13 protein-coding genes are annotated in these 16,889 nt (G+C 69.4%); 7 read left to right on the top strand and 6 right to left on the bottom strand.

The genetic code is table 11. The features are described from left to right. Window positions 1–53: 53 nt before the first annotated feature. Window positions 54–1,661 carry a serine/threonine-protein kinase gene (locus OG246_RS28955; protein ID WP_266469777.1) on the bottom strand — a complete coding sequence of 536 codons (1,608 nt, stop codon included), beginning with the start codon at window positions 1,659–1,661 and terminating at the stop codon, window positions 54–56. Window positions 1,662–1,913: 252 nt separating this feature from the next. Between OG246_RS28955 and OG246_RS28950 the strand changes: the two genes are divergently transcribed. Then, window positions 1,914–3,275, top strand: a complete 1,362-nt coding sequence (locus tag OG246_RS28950; protein WP_266469775.1) for an aminomethyl transferase family protein — start codon at window positions 1,914–1,916, stop codon at window positions 3,273–3,275. Between the two features lie 76 nt (window positions 3,276–3,351). Here OG246_RS28950 and OG246_RS28945 read toward each other — a convergent pair whose 3' ends face one another. Further along, window positions 3,352–4,371, bottom strand: coding sequence for a LacI family DNA-binding transcriptional regulator (locus OG246_RS28945; RefSeq protein ID WP_266469773.1), 1,020 nt, complete (start codon window positions 4,369–4,371; stop codon window positions 3,352–3,354). Between the two features lie 162 nt (window positions 4,372–4,533). Between OG246_RS28945 and OG246_RS28940 the strand changes: the two genes are divergently transcribed. The 6 genes from OG246_RS28940 (at window position 4,534) to OG246_RS28915 (ending at window position 11,637) form a co-directional block, all read left to right on the top strand. Next, window positions 4,534–5,868, top strand: a complete 1,335-nt coding sequence (locus OG246_RS28940) for an aminomethyl transferase family protein (RefSeq protein ID WP_266469771.1) — start codon at window positions 4,534–4,536, stop codon at window positions 5,866–5,868. 274 nt (window positions 5,869–6,142) lie between these two features. Then, complete coding sequence (locus OG246_RS28935; protein WP_266469769.1) at window positions 6,143–7,189, top strand: chorismate-binding protein; 1,047 nt, start codon at window positions 6,143–6,145, stop codon at window positions 7,187–7,189. 222 nt (window positions 7,190–7,411) lie between these two features. Next, a complete protein-coding gene (locus OG246_RS28930) occupies window positions 7,412–8,296 on the top strand; it encodes a methylenetetrahydrofolate reductase (RefSeq protein WP_266469767.1) in 885 nt (294 codons plus the stop codon). A 1-nt stretch (window position 8,297) separates the two neighbouring features. Then, complete coding sequence (gene purU, locus OG246_RS28925) at window positions 8,298–9,203, top strand: formyltetrahydrofolate deformylase (RefSeq protein ID WP_266469765.1); 906 nt, start codon at window positions 8,298–8,300, stop codon at window positions 9,201–9,203. 40 nt (window positions 9,204–9,243) lie between these two features. After that, window positions 9,244–10,092 carry a bifunctional methylenetetrahydrofolate dehydrogenase/methenyltetrahydrofolate cyclohydrolase FolD gene (gene folD, locus OG246_RS28920; RefSeq protein ID WP_266469763.1) on the top strand — a complete coding sequence of 283 codons (849 nt, stop codon included), beginning with the start codon at window positions 9,244–9,246 and terminating at the stop codon, window positions 10,090–10,092. 159 nt (window positions 10,093–10,251) lie between these two features. Further along, window positions 10,252–11,637, top strand: a complete 1,386-nt coding sequence (locus OG246_RS28915; protein ID WP_266469761.1) for an MFS transporter — start codon at window positions 10,252–10,254, stop codon at window positions 11,635–11,637. A 58-nt stretch (window positions 11,638–11,695) separates the two neighbouring features. Here OG246_RS28915 and OG246_RS28910 read toward each other — a convergent pair whose 3' ends face one another. The 4 genes from OG246_RS28910 to lnt all read right to left on the bottom strand — a co-directional run bounded on the left by OG246_RS28910 (window position 11,696) and on the right by lnt (window position 16,713). Then, the gene (locus OG246_RS28910; RefSeq protein WP_266469759.1) at window positions 11,696–13,633 is read right to left on the bottom strand and encodes a GAF domain-containing protein; all 1,938 of its coding nucleotides are present in this window, start codon (window positions 13,631–13,633) and stop codon (window positions 11,696–11,698) included. A 76-nt stretch (window positions 13,634–13,709) separates the two neighbouring features. Continuing rightward, complete coding sequence (locus OG246_RS28905; protein ID WP_266469756.1) at window positions 13,710–14,510, bottom strand: 3-hydroxybutyrate dehydrogenase; 801 nt, start codon at window positions 14,508–14,510, stop codon at window positions 13,710–13,712. A 60-nt stretch (window positions 14,511–14,570) separates the two neighbouring features. Beyond that, window positions 14,571–15,044 (bottom strand): NUDIX domain-containing protein, encoded by a 474-nt coding sequence (locus OG246_RS28900; protein ID WP_266469754.1) that lies wholly within the window; start codon window positions 15,042–15,044, stop codon window positions 14,571–14,573. 55 nt (window positions 15,045–15,099) lie between these two features. Continuing rightward, window positions 15,100–16,713 (bottom strand): apolipoprotein N-acyltransferase, encoded by a 1,614-nt coding sequence (lnt, locus tag OG246_RS28895; protein WP_266469752.1) that lies wholly within the window; start codon window positions 16,711–16,713, stop codon window positions 15,100–15,102. Between the last annotated feature and the right edge of the window lie 176 nt (window positions 16,714–16,889).

Here is a 16,889-nt window from a genome sequence, read left to right as displayed (position 1 = left end):
TTGGGCTGGGGGCCGGGTGGAAGCCTAGGCTGCCGATCGGAAACTCAGGGTGTTCAACCTTCCGCACCGAAGCGGCTGCCGGTGATTTCTCCGTCCTCCGTGCTCGCCGCGGCGACACACCGGAAGATCCTCAGACCGTCCGCCCACTGCTCGGCGCTCGGCGGAATTATGTCGGCCCGCCACTCCGCGGTCACCTCCCGGCCCTCGCCCGACCTGGACTCGAGCATGACGTCCTGCGAGCACAGCAACTGGACGTCGGGGTGCTTGATCAAGTCCCGGGCGTTGTTGGTCATTCCGTCTTCGGGCAGCGGGGCGATGGCGAAGGTCTCCCAGACGTGTTTCACCTGGCAGTCCTCGCGGCTGACAGTGATGGTCCCCGAGATGTCCGTGATGCCGCTCCAGCACTCGGGGGTCGTGACACACCGGCCGCCCAGGCCCTCGACCGCTGCGGCCGGGCAGTTCTGCGTGCTGGTCGACACCCCACCGAAACCCGCGTTCCCTGCGGTGCTCGCGCCCGTGGACGGAGTCGCGGTCGGGGAGGTCGCAGGGGGGCCCGAGGACCCGCCCTGGTAGTTGATCACAGTGACCGACACGCTCACCGAGACCGCCACCGCCGCCAGCACGGCGATCAGCCGGGGGCGGTTTCTGTTCGGCTTCGGGCCGCCCGACTCCGTCACCGTGGCCGTCGGTCCCTCCCCGTCCGGTCGATCCGACAGTCCGGGAGCCACCGTTGGGGGCACGGAGTCCTGCAGGGCGTAGTGCGACGGCACGGCGTCCCGGCCGGCGGGGACTGTGGCCGTCGCGGGGGGCGTCTGCGCGAACCCGCTCCGATGGACGGTGCCCGTGTTCACGGCGGCCAGGGCGTCACGCAGCACGCCGGCGTCGGAGATCCGGTACGCCGGGTCCACCGCCAGGGCGTGTCTGAGGACCTCGTTGAGCCCGGGCGGCACTCCGGGCAGGTCGGGGTAGGGCCAGGTGTGACGCACGATCAGCTCGGCGAGGCTGAGCTGACTGCCGTCCTCGGGGAAGTGCGGAGGGCGGCCGAGGAGGAGGGCGTAGACCGTCGCGGCGAGTGAGTACACATCGCCGGCCTGGGCCGGTTCGGCCATGTGGAAGGCCTCGGGTGGCGCGTACGCCGGCGTCAACGCCTCCCGGGTGACCGAGAGTTCCCGGTCGGGCCGGGGCATGGCGGCCAGTCCGAAGTCGGTGAGGGCGACCCCGCCGTACCGGTTGATCATGATGTTGCCCGGTTTGATGTCGCGGTGGAGCACCCCGGCGGCATGGGCCGCGGCCACCGCGTCGGCTATGCCCACGCCGATGTCGCAGGCCTCCTTGACGGACAGCGGTCCGTAGCGGTGCAGCCGGTCGCCCAGCGAGCCGCCGGGACACAACTCCAGCACCATGTACGGGCGGTTGTCGCCGAGTACCCCCGCGTCGTACACGGGCACCACATGCGGGTGCCCGGACAACTGGCCGGCCGCGGTGACCTCCCGCATGAAGCGCTGCCGGTCCCGGGGCGAGGCCAGCATTCTGCTGTCGACCTTGAGCGCCACCTCGCGGCCCACGGCAAGTTGGGACGCCCGGTACACCGTGGCGAAACCGCCCTGACCCAGGACCTCCTGGATCTCGTAGCCGGACAGTTCCAGTCGTTCGAACCCCATCGTGCCGTCATCCCCCAGCGCGAAACCACCCGCGGCAGAGTGTCTGACCGGGGACGTGCCGACTCTAGCGGAGGCCTCCTGCACCGGTGTTCTTCATAGCTTGCACAGTGCGCCGCAACACCGGTCCCGCACGACTCTCGCCGCGGTGGGCACCATCTGCTAGCGTCTCGCTAAATCGTTCTAGTTGCGCCCCGTCGGTGAGCAACGGGATGACCCCAGAGAGTCGACAGCGCCGTCGAGTGGGAGTTGGGAATGAACAGGCTTGCGCAGCAGCGCAGTACATACGAAGCGGCCCTCCGGCTGAACGAGGCACCGTTCATCACGGAGAGGCCGGCCCTGTTCAGCCCGGCCGCCGCCGCCCAGGACGCGGCCAACACACGGGGCACCTTCGGCCGCTTCGCGCAGATCCTGCTCCCGGAGGAGTACACGGGGTGGGGCGAGGAGAGCACCGCCCACGTCGAGTCCTGCTACATCGGCGACTGGACCTCGCTCCACAAGGTGCGCCTCATCGGCCCGAAGGCTCTCGACTTCCTCGGCTGGCTGGGCATGCGGGATCTGTCGCGCTTCGAGACGGGGCAGATCAAGCACCACGTCCAGCTCGACGAGAACGGCTGGGTCGCCTCCGAGGGTGTCCTGTGCCGGGTCGGCGGACAGGAGTTCGTCTACACCGCCGGGAGCTGCGACTGGCTGCTGTGGCAACTCGGCCAGGGTGGCTGGGACGTGGCGGCGACCGACATCAGCCCCGATCAGTTCATCTTCGGCATCCAGGGCCCGGCGTCGCTGTTCACGCTCGAGAAGCTCACGGGAGAGAGCCTGCGCGACATCGGCTTCTGCCGCAGCAGGATGTCGCAGGTCGGCGGGATCCCGGTGCGGGTGCTGCGTACCGGGATCTCCGGTGAACTCGGGTACGAACTGCACGGGTCGACCGAGCACGCCAACGAGATCTGGTCGGCGGTCGTGGCGACCGGGCAGGGGTTCGGCATCCGGCAACTCGGCTTCCGGGCACAGCCCGTGCAGCACATCGAGGCCGGTATCGCGACGAACGGGCTCGACTACCTGCCGGCGTCGATCCTGACGCCGGGCGCACCGAGGCAGTTCCGGAGAGGGACGCCCGGCGGCAGCTTCGTCCCCGTCAACGGCGTGACCGACTACTTCCGCAAGCCGGGCGAACTCGGCTGGGGTTTCCGTCACGGCGTCCCCGACCGTGACTTCCTCGGCCGCGACGCGCTGGCCGCGGACGCCGCGAAGGGCGCTCCCGCGCGGGAGTTGGTCGGTCTGCTGTGGAACAGTCAGGACGTCGCGGGCGTCTTGACGTCACTCGTGGGCGACGGCGAAGTACCCGAACAAATGGAGATCCCGCGTCGCCGCGGTCCGAGCTTCGACCAGGTCCTGATCTCCGGTCACCCGGTCGGGGTGTCCACCGGCAGGACACTGAGCCCGAACCTGCGCGCCACGATCTCCCTCTGCGTGATCGACCCCGCGTCCGCGACACCCGGCACGGAGGTCCTCGTGCTCTGGGGCAGACCGGGAACACCACAGCGCGAGATCCGGGCGACGGTCACCGCGCTTCCCTTCAAGCCGGACAACCGCCGGACCGACGTCAACAAGCTGTGACGGATCCCGCCTTCGCGTCAGGCGCGGGAAGAAAGGGGCTTCTCACTGACGAACCGTCAGCGAGCAGTCGTACTCCTCAAGCCGAGTCCCGGGCGAGCACTCGCCCGGGCACCTGGGTGATGTCCCCGGCGTCGAGGCCGAGGGCCGCGCGCGCGGCGCGCCGTCCGTGGGCTTCGGCGTCGATGTGGACAGTGGTGAGCGCCGGTGTGACAAGGGCGCCGTACTCCGTGTCGTCGTATCCGATGACGGCCCAGTCGTCAGGCGCCGTCAGCCCGAGGTCGTGCAGCGCCGTCAGGGTGCGCAGGGCGACGTCGTCGTCGAAGGCGGCGACCGCCGTCACGTCGCCGTGCGCGGCCCTGAACGCCTCAACGGCCTTGGTACCGGCGGCCCTCGGGCGCGGGACGACGAAGGGCGTGAGCGCAGGGAGCCCCAGCGTGCTCGCGGTCTCGTTGGCGAAGCGCAGCCGCAGGCCGGTCAGTGGGGATTCGTCGTCCGGCAGTGCCATGGCCATGCTCGTATGGCCCCGGTCGGCGAGATAGCGGATCTGCAGGGCCGCATGCCCGGCGAAGCCGCTCTTCCAGTCCTCGGCGCTGGGCTCGTGACCGGCCAAGTAGGGCTCGGCGAACCAGAGTACGGCGCGAGGCGTGATGCTATCGAGCACCTGCTGGGTGGCCTCAGGCGCGGAGTGCCCGTGCCTGACGAACAGAACGTGGCCGTGCGCGGCGAGTTCCTCGTCCAGACCCCGGACGTAGCTGCGCGAGTAGTTGCCCTCAAGACCCCAGTCCACGTTGAGCACAACGATCCGGGACGATCCCTCGCGCAGCGCCCTCGCGATCCCGTGCGGGACGTAGCCGAGTTCGCTCGCGGCCTGTCGTACGCGCTCACGCGTGGCCGGCGAAATCGTCTGGTTGGGGTCGTCGTTGAGTACGAAGCTCACGGTGGCCCGCGACACACCGCTCGCCGCGGCCACGTCGTTGAGCGTCACGCGCCCTGAACCAGCCATCACCACGCTCCGGATCACTGTGCCGCACCACTGCCGGGCCGGGGCCGACGCGCAGCCCGATCCAGCCCCGTCGAGTTCCTGCAGAGAGATCATTGCACGACTCTCGCCAACGCCGTACCCCTCTGCTAGCGTCCAACTAGATCGATTTAGCTAACTGCGCCTGCCACTGAGGTAGATCGATTCAGCTGGTTCCTACGGCGCCAGTTGGACCGATCCACCGAGTCGCCTCAGGCAGGCGGTGATGAGAGGAGCCGCATGGCAGCCCCCAGTCTTCAGGACGGCATCGACAAGGCGGGATCGCCCGTCAAACTGCTGTGGAAGCCGAATGCCGCACCCTGGCTCCCGGAGGTCGTCGAGCGCGAGTACACCGGCTGGCGTCAGGAACAGGCCGCGTGGCACGAGAGCGTCGCGATCCTCAACCTCTCCCACCACATGTTCGACATGTTCATCGAGGGACCCGACGCCACTCGTCTGCTCGCGGACGTGGGCGCGAACAACTTCGAGAACTTCGCCGTCGGACAGGCCAAGCAGTACATCCCCGTCACGAAGGACGGGAACATCGTCACGGACGGAATCCTGTCCCGCGACGGCGAGAACAAGTACACCCTCAGCGGCGTACCCGCCGCGCAGCACTGGGTGCAGTACCACGGGGAGAAGGGCGGGTACGACGTCACCTACGTCACCGACCCGTCATCGGCCTTCCGCAAGGGCGCCGACCCGAAGCTCTTCCGGTACCAGATCCAGGGGCCCCTGGCGAGCGATCTCGTCGAGCGCGCCTTCGGCGGACCGCTGCCCCCCACCAAGTTCTTCCACTCCTCCCCCGTGACGCTGGACGGCATGGACTTCCACGCCCTGCGCCACGGCATGGCCGGACAGGCCGGTTACGAGTTCATCGGCCCCTGGCAGCACGCCGAAGCGGTCAAGGAAGCCCTGCTGCGGGCCGGCGAACCGCTCGGCCTCGTCCAGGTGGGCGCGTTCGCGTACGCCACGCCGAGCGTGGAGAGCGGCTGGATCCCCTCACCGGTGCCCGGCATCTACACCGACCCGGACCTGCTCGACTACCGCAAGCACATCGCCCTGTATGGCGTGGAGGGGCAACGGCCCCTGGGCGGCAGCTTCTTCTCGGAGAACATCGAGGACTACTACTGCTCCCCGTACGAGCTCGGCTACGGAAAAATGATCTCGTTCAACCACGATTTCATCGGCCGTGACGCCCTCCAGAAGGCCAAGGACAACGTCTCGCGCAAAAAGGTCACGCTCATGTTCAACACCGACGACGCGCGCAAGGCCTTGGGGGACGACCCCGGATTCGTGCTCAGCTACTCGCGCAACCGGGTGGAGTCGGGCTCCGCACTCGTCGGCATGACGTGCCAGACCGCCAGCCTGGACCCGGTGGGCACGATTCTGTCGCTCACCCTGATCGACAAGGAGTACGCCGAGCCGGGCACCGAGGTGTCGGTCGTGTGGGGCGAGCACCCCGGACCCGGGACGGCCCCCGACGCGGACCTCGGCTTCCCGCGCATCCGTGCCACCGTCCAGCCCGCACCGTTCAACCAGCACGCGCGCACGCTGTACCGCCGTAACGCCTGAGTCCGGCCGCTTCGACCGGACTTGCCCAGCGGCCGTGGCGGCGGGGGAGTCAAACGGTCGGAGACCGCGCCCGGACGGCAACGGGCATCCGGATATGCGCCTGGCCGCCGCGCGCGGGCGGTCAGGCGGTTCGGGTTCGCCCGGGCGCCAGTGACGTACCCGCCAAGCAGGTCGAGTGTCTCCACGCGCAACCATTCGCGTCCCACGCCACAACGCAGTCAAGTCACCGCGGCGACAGACGCGAAGGCACCAACGGAACGCGGAGGAACACGACTTGAGTGGACTCGCTCCTCTCGCCCGCTTCGGTGGACTCCTCGCGACCGGTCTCCTCGATGTGACCTGCGACCCCTCCGCCCTGGACTCCACCGGCTTCTGGGCGGTCTCCGCCGACTTCGAGGGACGCCTCGTCTGCGCCCGCTTCCGCGACATACGCAAGGAACCCGTACCCGCACCGGTCCCCGGACAGTGGCAGGGACCCGCGACCGGCGACTGGACGTCATCACTCGACCACGCCGCGTACACCGCAGGCGTACGCCGCATCCGCGCGCACATAGCAGCCGGCGAGGTCTACCAGGCCAACCTCTGCCGCATCCTGTCCGCACCCATCGCCCCCGACGCCGATGTCGACGCCCTCACCGCCCTCCTCGCCCGCGGCAACCCGGCACCGTACGCCGGAACGATCCGCCTGCCCGCCCACGGCGTCGAAACAGCCACCGCCTCCCCCGAACTCTTCCTCCGCCGCGACGGCCGGACCGTCGAATCCGGCCCCATCAAGGGCACCGGACGCACCGAGGCCGACCTCCTCGACAAGGACTACGCCGAGAACGTGATGATCGTGGACCTGGTCCGCAACGACCTCGGCAAGGTCTGCGCCACCGGCAGTGTGACCGTCCCCGACCTGTGCGCAATCGAGAAACACCCCGGCCTCGTCCACCTCGTCTCCACCGTCCACGGCCAACTCCGCCAGGACGCGGGCTGGCCCGAACTCCTCGCCGCCGCCTTCCCGCCCGGCTCCGTCACCGGCGCCCCCAAAACCAGCGCCCTGCACATCATCGACGCCCTGGAGACGGCACCCCGCGGCCCCTACTGCGGAGCCATCGGCTGGGTCGACGCCGACCACCACACCGCGGAACTCGCCGTCGGCATCCGCACCTTCTGGACCGACCGGCAGGCAGGAATGCTGCGGTTCGGCACCGGCGCCGGCATCACCTGGGGCTCCGACCCCGACAGAGAATGGCGCGAGACCGAACTCAAGGCCGCCAGGCTGCTGGGCCTCGCTTCCGGCGCGAACCTGAACGCAATTACTCACAACGACCACTAGAACGATTTAGTCGGCACTGTTAAGCTTCTCGCTAGATCGATTTAGTCGCATTCTGTCGACTGTCGGATCAAGGCGCCCTACGGCCGCAACGCCTGAACGGAACACCCGAGAGCGAGCTACGGGCCGCGCCCCTCATGGGCCGGCGCGACGGGCCCATGCGCCCTCACCCGAGCCTCTCGGAGAACACACGCAGCACGGAGAACGATGTGAACAAGGAGCACCATGGATTCCGTCTCCACGGCCTCAGTGTCGGCCGTTGCCTCTCTGCTGGAGGACTTCTCCCTTGAGATGACAGGCAAGGACATCGCGAAGCTGGAAGAGGCCCGCGACACGATCCCGCCCGGCACCCGTATCAACGTGACGTTCCTCGGCAACGAGGATCTGGGCATGCGGCTGGACGCCGCGAGGGCCGTCAAGCGGCTCGGGTTCGTCCCCGTACCGCACATCTCGGCCCGCCGTCTGCCCTCACAGACAGCACTGGAAGAGTTCCTGGCCGCACTCCAGGCGGACGGCACCGCCGACAACGTCTTCGTCGTCGGCGGCGACCCCGCCAAGCCCCAAGGCCCGTACGACGACTCCCTCGCCGTGATCCGTGGCGGACTGCTCCAGAAGTACGGCGTCCAGCATGTAGGCGTCAGCGGCTACCCCGAGGGCCACCCCGCCATAACGGGCCCGGCGCTCTGGTCGGCCATCGAAGGCAAGGCCGCCGCCTTCAGGGAACAGCGGCTGCCCGGCAACGTCATCACGCAGTTCGGCTTCGACGTGGACCCCGTCCTCACCTGGGTCGAGTCCCTTCGCACCCGGGGCATCGACCTGCCCGTCCGGATCGGCGTGCCCGGACCTGCCGGAGTCAGACGCCTGATGACCTATGCCGCCCGTTTCGGCGTCGGGGCGAGCGCGGGGATCGCGAAGAAGTACGGGTTCTCGATCACCAACTTGATGGGCACAGCGGGCCCCGACCGGTTCCTCCGGGCCCTGGCCGAGAACTACGACATCCGCCGGCATGGCGAACTCAAGCTGCACTTCTACACGTTCGGCGGTCTGAAGACCACCTCCGAGTGGGTCGCCGACTTCCGCAAGGCCGACTTCCGCAACAAGGAGAACTGACGTGACACTCACGCAGGAGACGTCGGCGCGCGCCATCACGCGCAAGCCCGTTCCCCACCACGCTTCGCTGATCGTCAAGGGCAGGGACCGGACGGGCATCGTCGCCGCCGTCGGTGCGTTGCTCAGCCGCCACGGCGCGAACATCGTCTCCCTCGACCAGTACTCCGACAACCCGCAGGGCGGTGCCTTCTTCCAGCGCACCGTTTTCAGTCTCGACAACCTGCAGGCGGTACTGCCCGCCATCGAGCACGACCTGCAGGAACGGCTTCCCGGCGATTTCGAGCTGGAGTTCACGCTCCGGGACCTGTCGGTGCCCAAACGCGTCGCCATCTTCGCCTCGAAGTCCGACCACTGTCTGCTCGACCTGCTGTGGCGCCACCGGCGCGGCCAACTCCCCGTCAACGTCTCGATGGTGATCTCCAACCATCCCGACACGGCGGAAGAGGTGCGGGGTTTCGGCATCCCCTTCTTCCATGTGCCGTCGATGGGCCCTGACAAGTCCGCCGCCGAGGCCGAGCACCTGCGACTGCTGCGGGGCAACGTCGACTTCATCGTCCTCGCCCGCTACATGCAGATCATCTCGGGAGACTTCATCGAGCAGGTCGGCGTGCCGATCATCAACATCCACCACTCGTTCCTGCCCGCCTTCATCGGTGCCGGGCCCTACGCCAAGGCGAAGGAGCGCGGCGTCAAACTCATCGGCGCGACGGCCCATTACGTCACCGAGGACCTCGACGAGGGGCCGATCATCGAGCAGGACGTCGTCCGCGTCACCCATGCCGAGACCGCCGCCGACCTCCAGCGCCGCGGCGCCGACGTGGAACGTGCCGTGCTCTCGCGCGCGGTGGAGTGGCACAGCCAGGACCGGGTCATCCGCCACGGCAACCACACCATCGTCTTCGCCTGACCGGCATGCCGGAGCCCGAACAGAAGGTGACTGCACCGCAATGACAACAAAGATCGACGGCAAGAAGATCGCCCAGGAGATCCGGTCGAGAGTCGCCGAGGAGGTCGCTGTCGTCACCGACGGCGGCGTGCCGGGCCTGGCGACCGTCCTCGTCGGCAACGATCCCGCCAGCGCCGTGTACGTCGCCAACAAGCGACGCGCGATCCGGGAAGCGGGGATGCGGGACTTCCACAAGTCGTTGCCCCGGCACTCCACACAGGACGAGGTCGCCGCGGTGATCGACGAGCTGGCAGCAGACCCGGACGTCTCAGGCATCCTGCTTCAACTCCCCCTGCCCCAGGGGCTCGACGCCTCCGCGTTGATCAACCGCATTCCGGTGGGCAAGGACGTCGACGGTCTGACCACCTTGAGCGCCGGCCTGCTGGCCCGCGGCGAGTACGGTCTCCGCCCGTGCACCCCCAGCGGGGTGATCGAGCTTCTCGACGCGGAAGGGGTCGCGATCAAGGGCGCTCACGCGGTTGTGGTCGGACGCTCCGAACTCGTCGGCCGCCCGATGGCCCAACTACTTCTCCAGCGTGACGCCACGGTCGTCGTCGCCCACCGGCACACGACCGACCTCGCCGCCGTGACCCGCGCCGCCGACATCCTCGTCGTCGCCGCCGGCGTCCCCGGGCTCATCGGCCCCGAGCACGTCAAACCCGGGGCCACGATCATCGACGTCGGCATCCACAAGACCGACTCCGGACTCACCGGCGACGTACGCGCGAGCGAACTCCACGACATCGCCGCCCGCATCACCCCCGTACCGGGCGGAGTCGGCCCCATGACGATCGCCATGCTCATGGTCAACACCCTGCGCGCCTACGCATGGGCAAGGCGTTCCGCTTGAGCAACCGGCTCACGTTCGCGTTGCGCGACGCGGACGTGGGTGAAACACGCACACTCGGCCCCGGAACTATGTTGTCCCACCACATGTGCCGTTGACGTGCTGCTTTCTACGTTGTGCCGGTACGTACACGTCCCCGCCCAACGCCTGGAAGTGGTGCACATGGCCTCCACAGCAACCGCTCCCCCACCACCGGCCAGTCTCAAGCGCATCGTCGCCGCGAGCCTGATCGGCACCACCATCGAGTGGTACGACTTCTTCCTCTACGGCTCGGCAGCCGCGCTCGTCTTCAACAAGCTGTTCTTCCCCGGCTCCGATCCGCTCGTCGGCACATTGCTGTCCTTCCTGACGTACGCCGTGGGGTTCGCGGCCCGGCCGCTGGGCGCGCTTGTCTTCGGGCACTTCGGCGACCGGCTCGGCCGTAAGAAGCTGCTGGTGCTGAGCCTGTTGCTGATGGGCGGGGCCACCTTCGCGATCGGCCTGCTGCCCACGCACGCGACCATCGGCGCGGCGGCGCCGGTGCTGCTCACCGTTCTGCGGCTGGTGCAGGGCTTCGCGCTCGGCGGGGAGTGGGGCGGCGCCGTGCTGCTGGTGTCCGAGCACGGTGACGCGAAACGGCGCGGATTCTGGGCCTCATGGCCGCAGACGGGGGCGCCCGCCGGACAGCTTCTGGCGACCGGCGTGCTCTCGCTGCTGACCGCCACGCTGTCGGACGCCGCCTTCGTCTCCTGGGGCTGGCGCATTCCGTTCCTGCTCTCCGGCGTCCTGGTGATCGTCGGTTTGTGGATACGTCTGTCTGTCGATGAATCCCCCGTTTTCAAGCAGGCGTTGGCACAGGCCCAGGCTCGCAGGGCGGAGCAGCCGGCCGACGTGGAGAAACTGCCGCTGGTCTCCGTGCTGCGTCATCACTGGCGTGATGTGCTGGTCGCGATGGGCGCCCGCATGGCGGAGAACATCAGCTACTACGTGATCACCGCCTTCATCCTCGTGTACGCCACCACGTCGGCCGGCGTGTCCAAGCAGACGGCCCTCAACGCCGTACTCATCGCGTCCGCCGTGCACTTCGCGGTCATCCCCGCCTGGGGCGCTCTCTCGGACCGGGTCGGCCGCAGGCCCGTCTATCTGCTGGGCGCCGCGGGCATCGGCCTGTGGATGTTCCCGTTCTTCTCCCTCATCGACACCGGCGGTTTCGGGAACATGGTCCTCGCCGTCACCGTGGGCCTGGTGCTGCACGGCGCCATGTACGCACCCCAGGCCGCCTTCTTCTCCGAGATGTTCGCGACGCGGATGCGCTACTCCGGCGCCTCCATCGGCGCCCAGTTCGCCTCTGTCGCGGCGGGCGCGCCCGCACCCCTCATCGCGACCGCGCTGCTGTCCGACTACGGCAGCTCCACCCCGATCTCCCTGTACGTGATCGGGGCGGTCGTGGTGACACTGATCGCGGTGGGAGTTGCCAAGGAGACGCGGCACCGCGATCTGACGGACGTGGAGCCCTCCGCCGCGGAGTTGCCGACGACGGCCCCGGCAGTTGACGCGCGTACGGCGTGATCCCCGTCCGAACCGACCCCCGTCGCCCATGTGCGTGCGGGGGTCGAGGCCGTGCGGCTCAGTGTGGTGCGGTGGACGACAACCGGTGCAGTCGCAGGGCGAGTTGGATCTCCAGGGCGCGGGCCGGGCTCTGCCAGTCGTCCCCGAGCAGCCGGCCCACGCGCTCCAGCCGCTGCGCGACCGTGTTCACGTGCACATGCAGGTCGTCCTTGGTCCGTGCCGGACTCATGCCGCACGCGAAGTACGCGTCGAGGGTGCGCAGCAGGTCGGTACCGCGTCGTTCGTCGTACGCGACGACCTGGCCGACGGTGCGGTCGACGAAGCCGGAGATGTCGCGGTCGCCGGCGAGCAGCAGCCCCAGGAACCCGAAGTCCTCGGCGGCGGCGCCGTCTCCGGCACGGCCGAGCAGGCGCAGAGCGTCCAGGCAGCGCTGTCCCTCTGCATAGGCCGCGGCCACGGCACCCGGGCGGGCGGCGAGTTGCTGGACGAGCTGCTCGACGGGCGCGGAGGCGCCGACGGTGACCTTCTCGTGCACGGCGGTGCCCAGGTGCTTGGCCGTGCGACGGGCCAGGTCCGTCGCGGTGTCGCCGGGGCGGAGGGGCAGCAGCAGGACGGTGCCGCCGTCGCGGGCCGCGGCGAGTCCGTGCCGGGTGGTGGCCAGATGGGAGGCGGCGGACCACAGGCGTCTGCGGGCGGCCGCCTCCTGGTCGGCGTCGGCGGCCGGTGCCTCGAGCCGGGCGGCCAGCACCACATGGGTGCCGTCGAGATCGGCGCGCAGTCGGGCGGCACGCTCGCGCAACAGGCGCGGGTCGCGGTCGCGGGCGTCCAGGAGGTCGTCCAACAGCTCGCCGCGGACGCGCTGTTCGGCCTCCGAGGCCGAGCGTCTTGCGAGCAGCAGGAGTGAAGTGACCATCGCGGCGCGTTCCAGGGTGCGTTGGTCGACGGGGTCGAGTCCCGGATGGCCGCGCAGCACCAGGGCGCCGAGCAGCTCGCCTCCGGCCGCCACGGCGGCGACCCAGTCGTACCCGTGTCGCACCGCGTGACCCTCGGCCCGGGATGTCTCCAGGGCGGCGGCGGGTGCGGCACCGGACTCGGTGAACTCGACGGTGCCGTCGAGGACTTCGGACACCGCGGCGGCCACGTCATGGACTCCGCCGCCGCGCAGCACGAGTTCGGCGAGCCGGTCGTGGACGTCGGACGCGCGCTCGATCACTCCGCTGCGGTCGCGGATGATCTCGTTGGCGCGGCCCAGCCGGTCGAGGGCCGAGCGGGTCTCCGTGAGCCAGTTCGCCGTGTCGATGGCCGCGGCGGCGAGGGCCGCGAACGAACCGAGGAGGGCGATCTGCTCCCGCTCGAAGACCCGTGCGCGGCGGTCCGCGGCGAACAGCACGCCGATGACCTGGGGCCCGATCATGAGAGGCACACCGAGGATCGCGACCAGGCCTTCGTCCCGTACGCCCGCGTCGATGGTCCGGGTGTGCTGGAACCGCTCGTCCTTGAAGTAGTCGTCGGTGACATAGGGGCGGGCTGTCTGCGCGACGAGCCCGCCGAGCCCTTCGCCCATGCCGAGCCGCAACTGCTGGAAGCGCGCGGCGACGGAGCCCTCGGTGACTCTCATATAGGTGTCGCCCCTGCCCTCGTCGTTCAGGCTGAGATACGCGACGTCGGTGCCGAGCAGTGACCGGGCCCGCTGCACGATCGCCTGCAGCACGGCGTCGAGATCGCGCAGGCCCGCCAGATCGTGGGCGGTCTCGAAGAGCGCGGAGAGCTCCGCCTCGCGGCGGCGCCGTCCCTCTATCTCCGAGCGCACGCGCAGCGCGAGCAGTTTTGCCTGTTCGAGGGCGGCGACGCGCTCGGGCGGGCGGCCCTCGGCGCGGGCGAGCAGTACGGGCTGCTCGTACGCGTCGGCGGACGCGCCTCTGGCCAGCAGCTCCAGAAACGGCGCCTCGGCGCTGTCGGCGGCGGGCTCGGCGGACTGCGTGTGATCGCGGGACATGCTCCCAGGATCACCCATCGGCGGATCGGCGCCGCCGGCCTGTGGATAACTCACGATAGGCACCCGTCGCACCCGCTCAGTGAGCGGTCCAGCCGCCGTCCAGCGCCAACGAGGTGCCGGTGATGAACGACGCCTGCGGACCGCACAGATACGCGACCGCCTCGGCGACCTCCTCCGGTTCGATGAGGCGCTTGACCGCGCTGTCCTGGAGCAGTACTTCGGCGAGTACCCGCTCCTCCGGGATCCCGTGCGCGGCTGCCTGGTCGGCGAGCTGCTTCTCGACCAGGGGGGTACGCACATAGGCGGGGTTCACACAGTTCGAGGTGACCCCATGGGGGGCGCCTTCCAGGGCGGCGGTCTTGGAGAGCCCTTCCAGGCCATGTTTTGCGGCTACATACGCCGACTTGAACGCCGATGCGCGCAGTCCATGGACGGACGACACATTGACGATGCGGCCCCACCCCTGCCCGTACATATGAGGCAGCGCGCCGCGGATGAGCCGGAACGGTGCCTCCAGCATCACGGTGAGCACGGTGTGGAAGACGTCGGGCGGGAACTCCTCGATGGGGCGGACCAGTTGCAGCCCGGCGTTGTTCACGAGGATGTCGGTGCCCTCGGCGGCCTGCTCCGCCGCGTCGAGGTCGGTGAGGTCGAGGACGTGCGGCTCGACGGTGCCTGCGAGGCCCTGGGCCAGGTCGGCGAGCGTGTTCAGACCCGCGGCGTCCCGGTCGACCGCTTTCACCTTGGCCCCGGCGGCGGCGAGCCGCAGCGCGCAGGCACGGCCGATACCGCCGGCGGCACCGGTGACGAGCGCGGTACGGCCACCGTGGTCGAGTGCGGAGGCTGGGGTTCCCGGGTGGGGGCTGGGCGAGGTCATGTCTCGACCCTAAGCAGCGCCCAGGCCCCAACCGATGTGGTCACCCCACACACTTCACACTCAGGTCGTAGGGTCAAACCATGTGGGTGCGTCGGACAGTGCCTGCTTGATCCGAAGCTGGCAGAACTCGTTCAGCTCCGGCAGGGCGTCCACGTCGAACCAGCCGACGTCCAGTGACTCGTCGTCGTTGACACGCGCCTCACCGCCGACAGCCCGGCACCGGAACGTGGTGTCCATGTACTGACAGATGTCGCCGTTCCCGTAGGTCACCGGCGCAAGGGCCTGCACGAGCACGACCCGCTCGACGACGCATCGCACCGCCGTCTCCTCGAAGACCTCCCGCACCGCTGCGGCAGCGGGCTGCTCCCCCGGGTCGGGGATGCCACCGATCACCGACCACTTGCGTGTGTCGGAGCGGCGCCCCAGCAGCACTCTGCCCGCGTCGTCGAAGACGATGGCGGTGACTCCGGGCAGCCAGAGCAGCTGGTGGCCGGCGGTGGCCCGGATCGTGTGGATGAAGTCAGGAGTAGCCATGCATCGACCCTAACGGCCCTGTTCGGCAGCTCCGTTGCGGTCCGGGAACGCCACGCTAAACACTGTTGTCGCGTCGTCCGCGCACCGTCGTCGCCACCGCCCAGCCGAGCCCGCCGGCCGCGATCAGCACCAGGAGCATCTCGGGAAGGATCCCGAGCCGCGTGGCAGGGGTCTCCGAGGAGCGCAGCGGCACCTTCTGGACGAGCGAGTCCGCCACGAACATCCCGGTCTTCTGGGTGATCTTCCCGTCCGGCATGATGACGGCGCTGACGCCGCTGGTCACCGGCACCGTGACGGTGCGGCTGTGCTCCACTGCGCGGACGCGGGACATGGCGAGCTGCTGGTAGGTCATCTCGCTGCGGTCGAAGGTCGCGTTGTTGCTGGGCACCGAGATCATCTGGGCGCCGTCCGTGACGGTGTCCCGCACGGCCCAGTCGAAGGCGGCCTCGTAGCAGGTGGCGAGGCCGACCTTGGTGCCGTCCATGGTGAACACGCCCGCCTTGGTGCCGCGGCTGAAGTCCTGGCTGACCATGGACGTCCAGTTGCTGTTGATGGCCCCGATGAGCGAACGCAGCGGGAGGTACTCGCCGAAGGGCTGGACCTGCCGCTTGTCGTAGGTGTCGACCGCGCCCTTGTCCGGGTCCCAGAGGATCTGCTCGTTGTAGAGCTTGCCGTCCCGCTCGACGACACCGCCGACCGAGATGGGGGCGTCGATCGCCTTGGCCGCTGCGTCGATCACGGCGCGCGCGTCGGGGTTGGTGAACGGGTCGATGTCCGAGGAGTTCTCCGGCCACAGCACGAAGTCGGGCTGGGCGACCTTGCCCGCCTTGACCTCGGCGGCAAGCCGCTCGGTCTCCCGCGCGTGGTAGTCGAGCACGGCACGCCGCTGGGCGTTGAACTCCAGCCCCGCACGCGGCACATTGCCCTGGATGACCGCGACGGTCGCCGTGCCGTCCTCGGCCTTGTCACTCACCAGCGACCGCGCTGCGAGCGCTCCCGCCACGGGGACGACGACGCTGAGCAGTGCCACCGCGGCGGCACCGCGCCGCACTACCCGGGTGCGGCGGCCTTCGAGAACCAGGCGCACGACGTCGTACAGCCCGAAGCCACAGAGCACGACCGCGAAGCCGAGCACCGGAGTGCCGCCCACCGCGGCGAGCGGAAGGAAGACACCGTCCGCCTGCCCGAAGGCGATCTTCCCCCAGGGGAACCCGCCGAACGGCACGCGCGCGCGTGCCGCCTCGCCCGCGATCCACAGCGTCGCCGCCCACAGGGGCCAGCCCGGCAGCCGGGAGACGGCCGTGATACCCGCGCCGACGAGTGCGACGAACACCGACTCCGCGATGACGAGAGCGATCCACGGCCCGGGGCCGACCTCGACACCGGTCCACACGAGCAGCGGCAGCAGGAATCCGAGGCCGAACAGATAGCCGAGCCCGAGACCCGCCTTCCAGGTGCGTCCGCGCAGCGTCCAGGCGAAGATCGCGAAGGCCGGAAGGGCAAGCCACCACAGAGTGCGCGGCGGGAAACTGACGTACAGCAGCACGCCGGAGAGCACCGCGGAGGCGGCCGGAACGAGACGGCGGGCGAGTCTGGCCCCACGCGATTCGGGCGCGGCCTGGGGTTCGAGCTGCTCCGGCTCGTCTACGGATGTCGCGGTGGCGGTCACTCCGGGAGTGTACGGCGCGTGACCTGGGCACCGACAGTGCGGTCCATCCCGTGGGAGCCGACGGCCCGGCGGAAAACCGCGGCCCGGCGGAGCGCTCCCCCCTCGCATCTGCCGCAACGTTCCTGCGCAACTTGTCCACAAACTGGCGCATCACCCGTTACGGTGTGCCCGAGCCT

Origin of the sequence: Streptomyces sp. NBC_00620 (assembly GCF_026341825.1) — a bacterium.
Taxonomy (GTDB): Bacteria; Actinomycetota; Actinomycetes; order Streptomycetales; family Streptomycetaceae; genus Streptomyces.
Note: the sequence above shows the minus strand (reverse complement) of the source record. Positions and strands in the feature narration are given on the sequence as shown.

Coding starts and splice junctions, on each gene's coding strand:
- OG246_RS28900 (WP_266469754.1), bottom strand. CDS start 15,044: ATGGCTACTCCTGACTTCATCCACACGATCCGGGCCACCGCCGGCCAC.
- OG246_RS28945 (WP_266469773.1), bottom strand. CDS start 4,371: ATGATCTCTCTGCAGGAACTCGACGGGGCTGGATCGGGCTGCGCGTCG.
- OG246_RS28955 (WP_266469777.1), bottom strand. CDS start 1,661: ATGGGGTTCGAACGACTGGAACTGTCCGGCTACGAGATCCAGGAGGTC.
- OG246_RS28940 (WP_266469771.1), top strand. CDS start 4,534: ATGGCAGCCCCCAGTCTTCAGGACGGCATCGACAAGGCGGGATCGCCC.
- OG246_RS28930 (WP_266469767.1), top strand. CDS start 7,412: ATGGATTCCGTCTCCACGGCCTCAGTGTCGGCCGTTGCCTCTCTGCTG.
- OG246_RS28905 (WP_266469756.1), bottom strand. CDS start 14,510: ATGACCTCGCCCAGCCCCCACCCGGGAACCCCAGCCTCCGCACTCGAC.
- OG246_RS28950 (WP_266469775.1), top strand. CDS start 1,914: ATGAACAGGCTTGCGCAGCAGCGCAGTACATACGAAGCGGCCCTCCGG.
- OG246_RS28910 (WP_266469759.1), bottom strand. CDS start 13,633: ATGTCCCGCGATCACACGCAGTCCGCCGAGCCCGCCGCCGACAGCGCC.
- folD (WP_266469763.1), top strand. CDS start 9,244: ATGACAACAAAGATCGACGGCAAGAAGATCGCCCAGGAGATCCGGTCG.
- OG246_RS28915 (WP_266469761.1), top strand. CDS start 10,252: ATGGCCTCCACAGCAACCGCTCCCCCACCACCGGCCAGTCTCAAGCGC.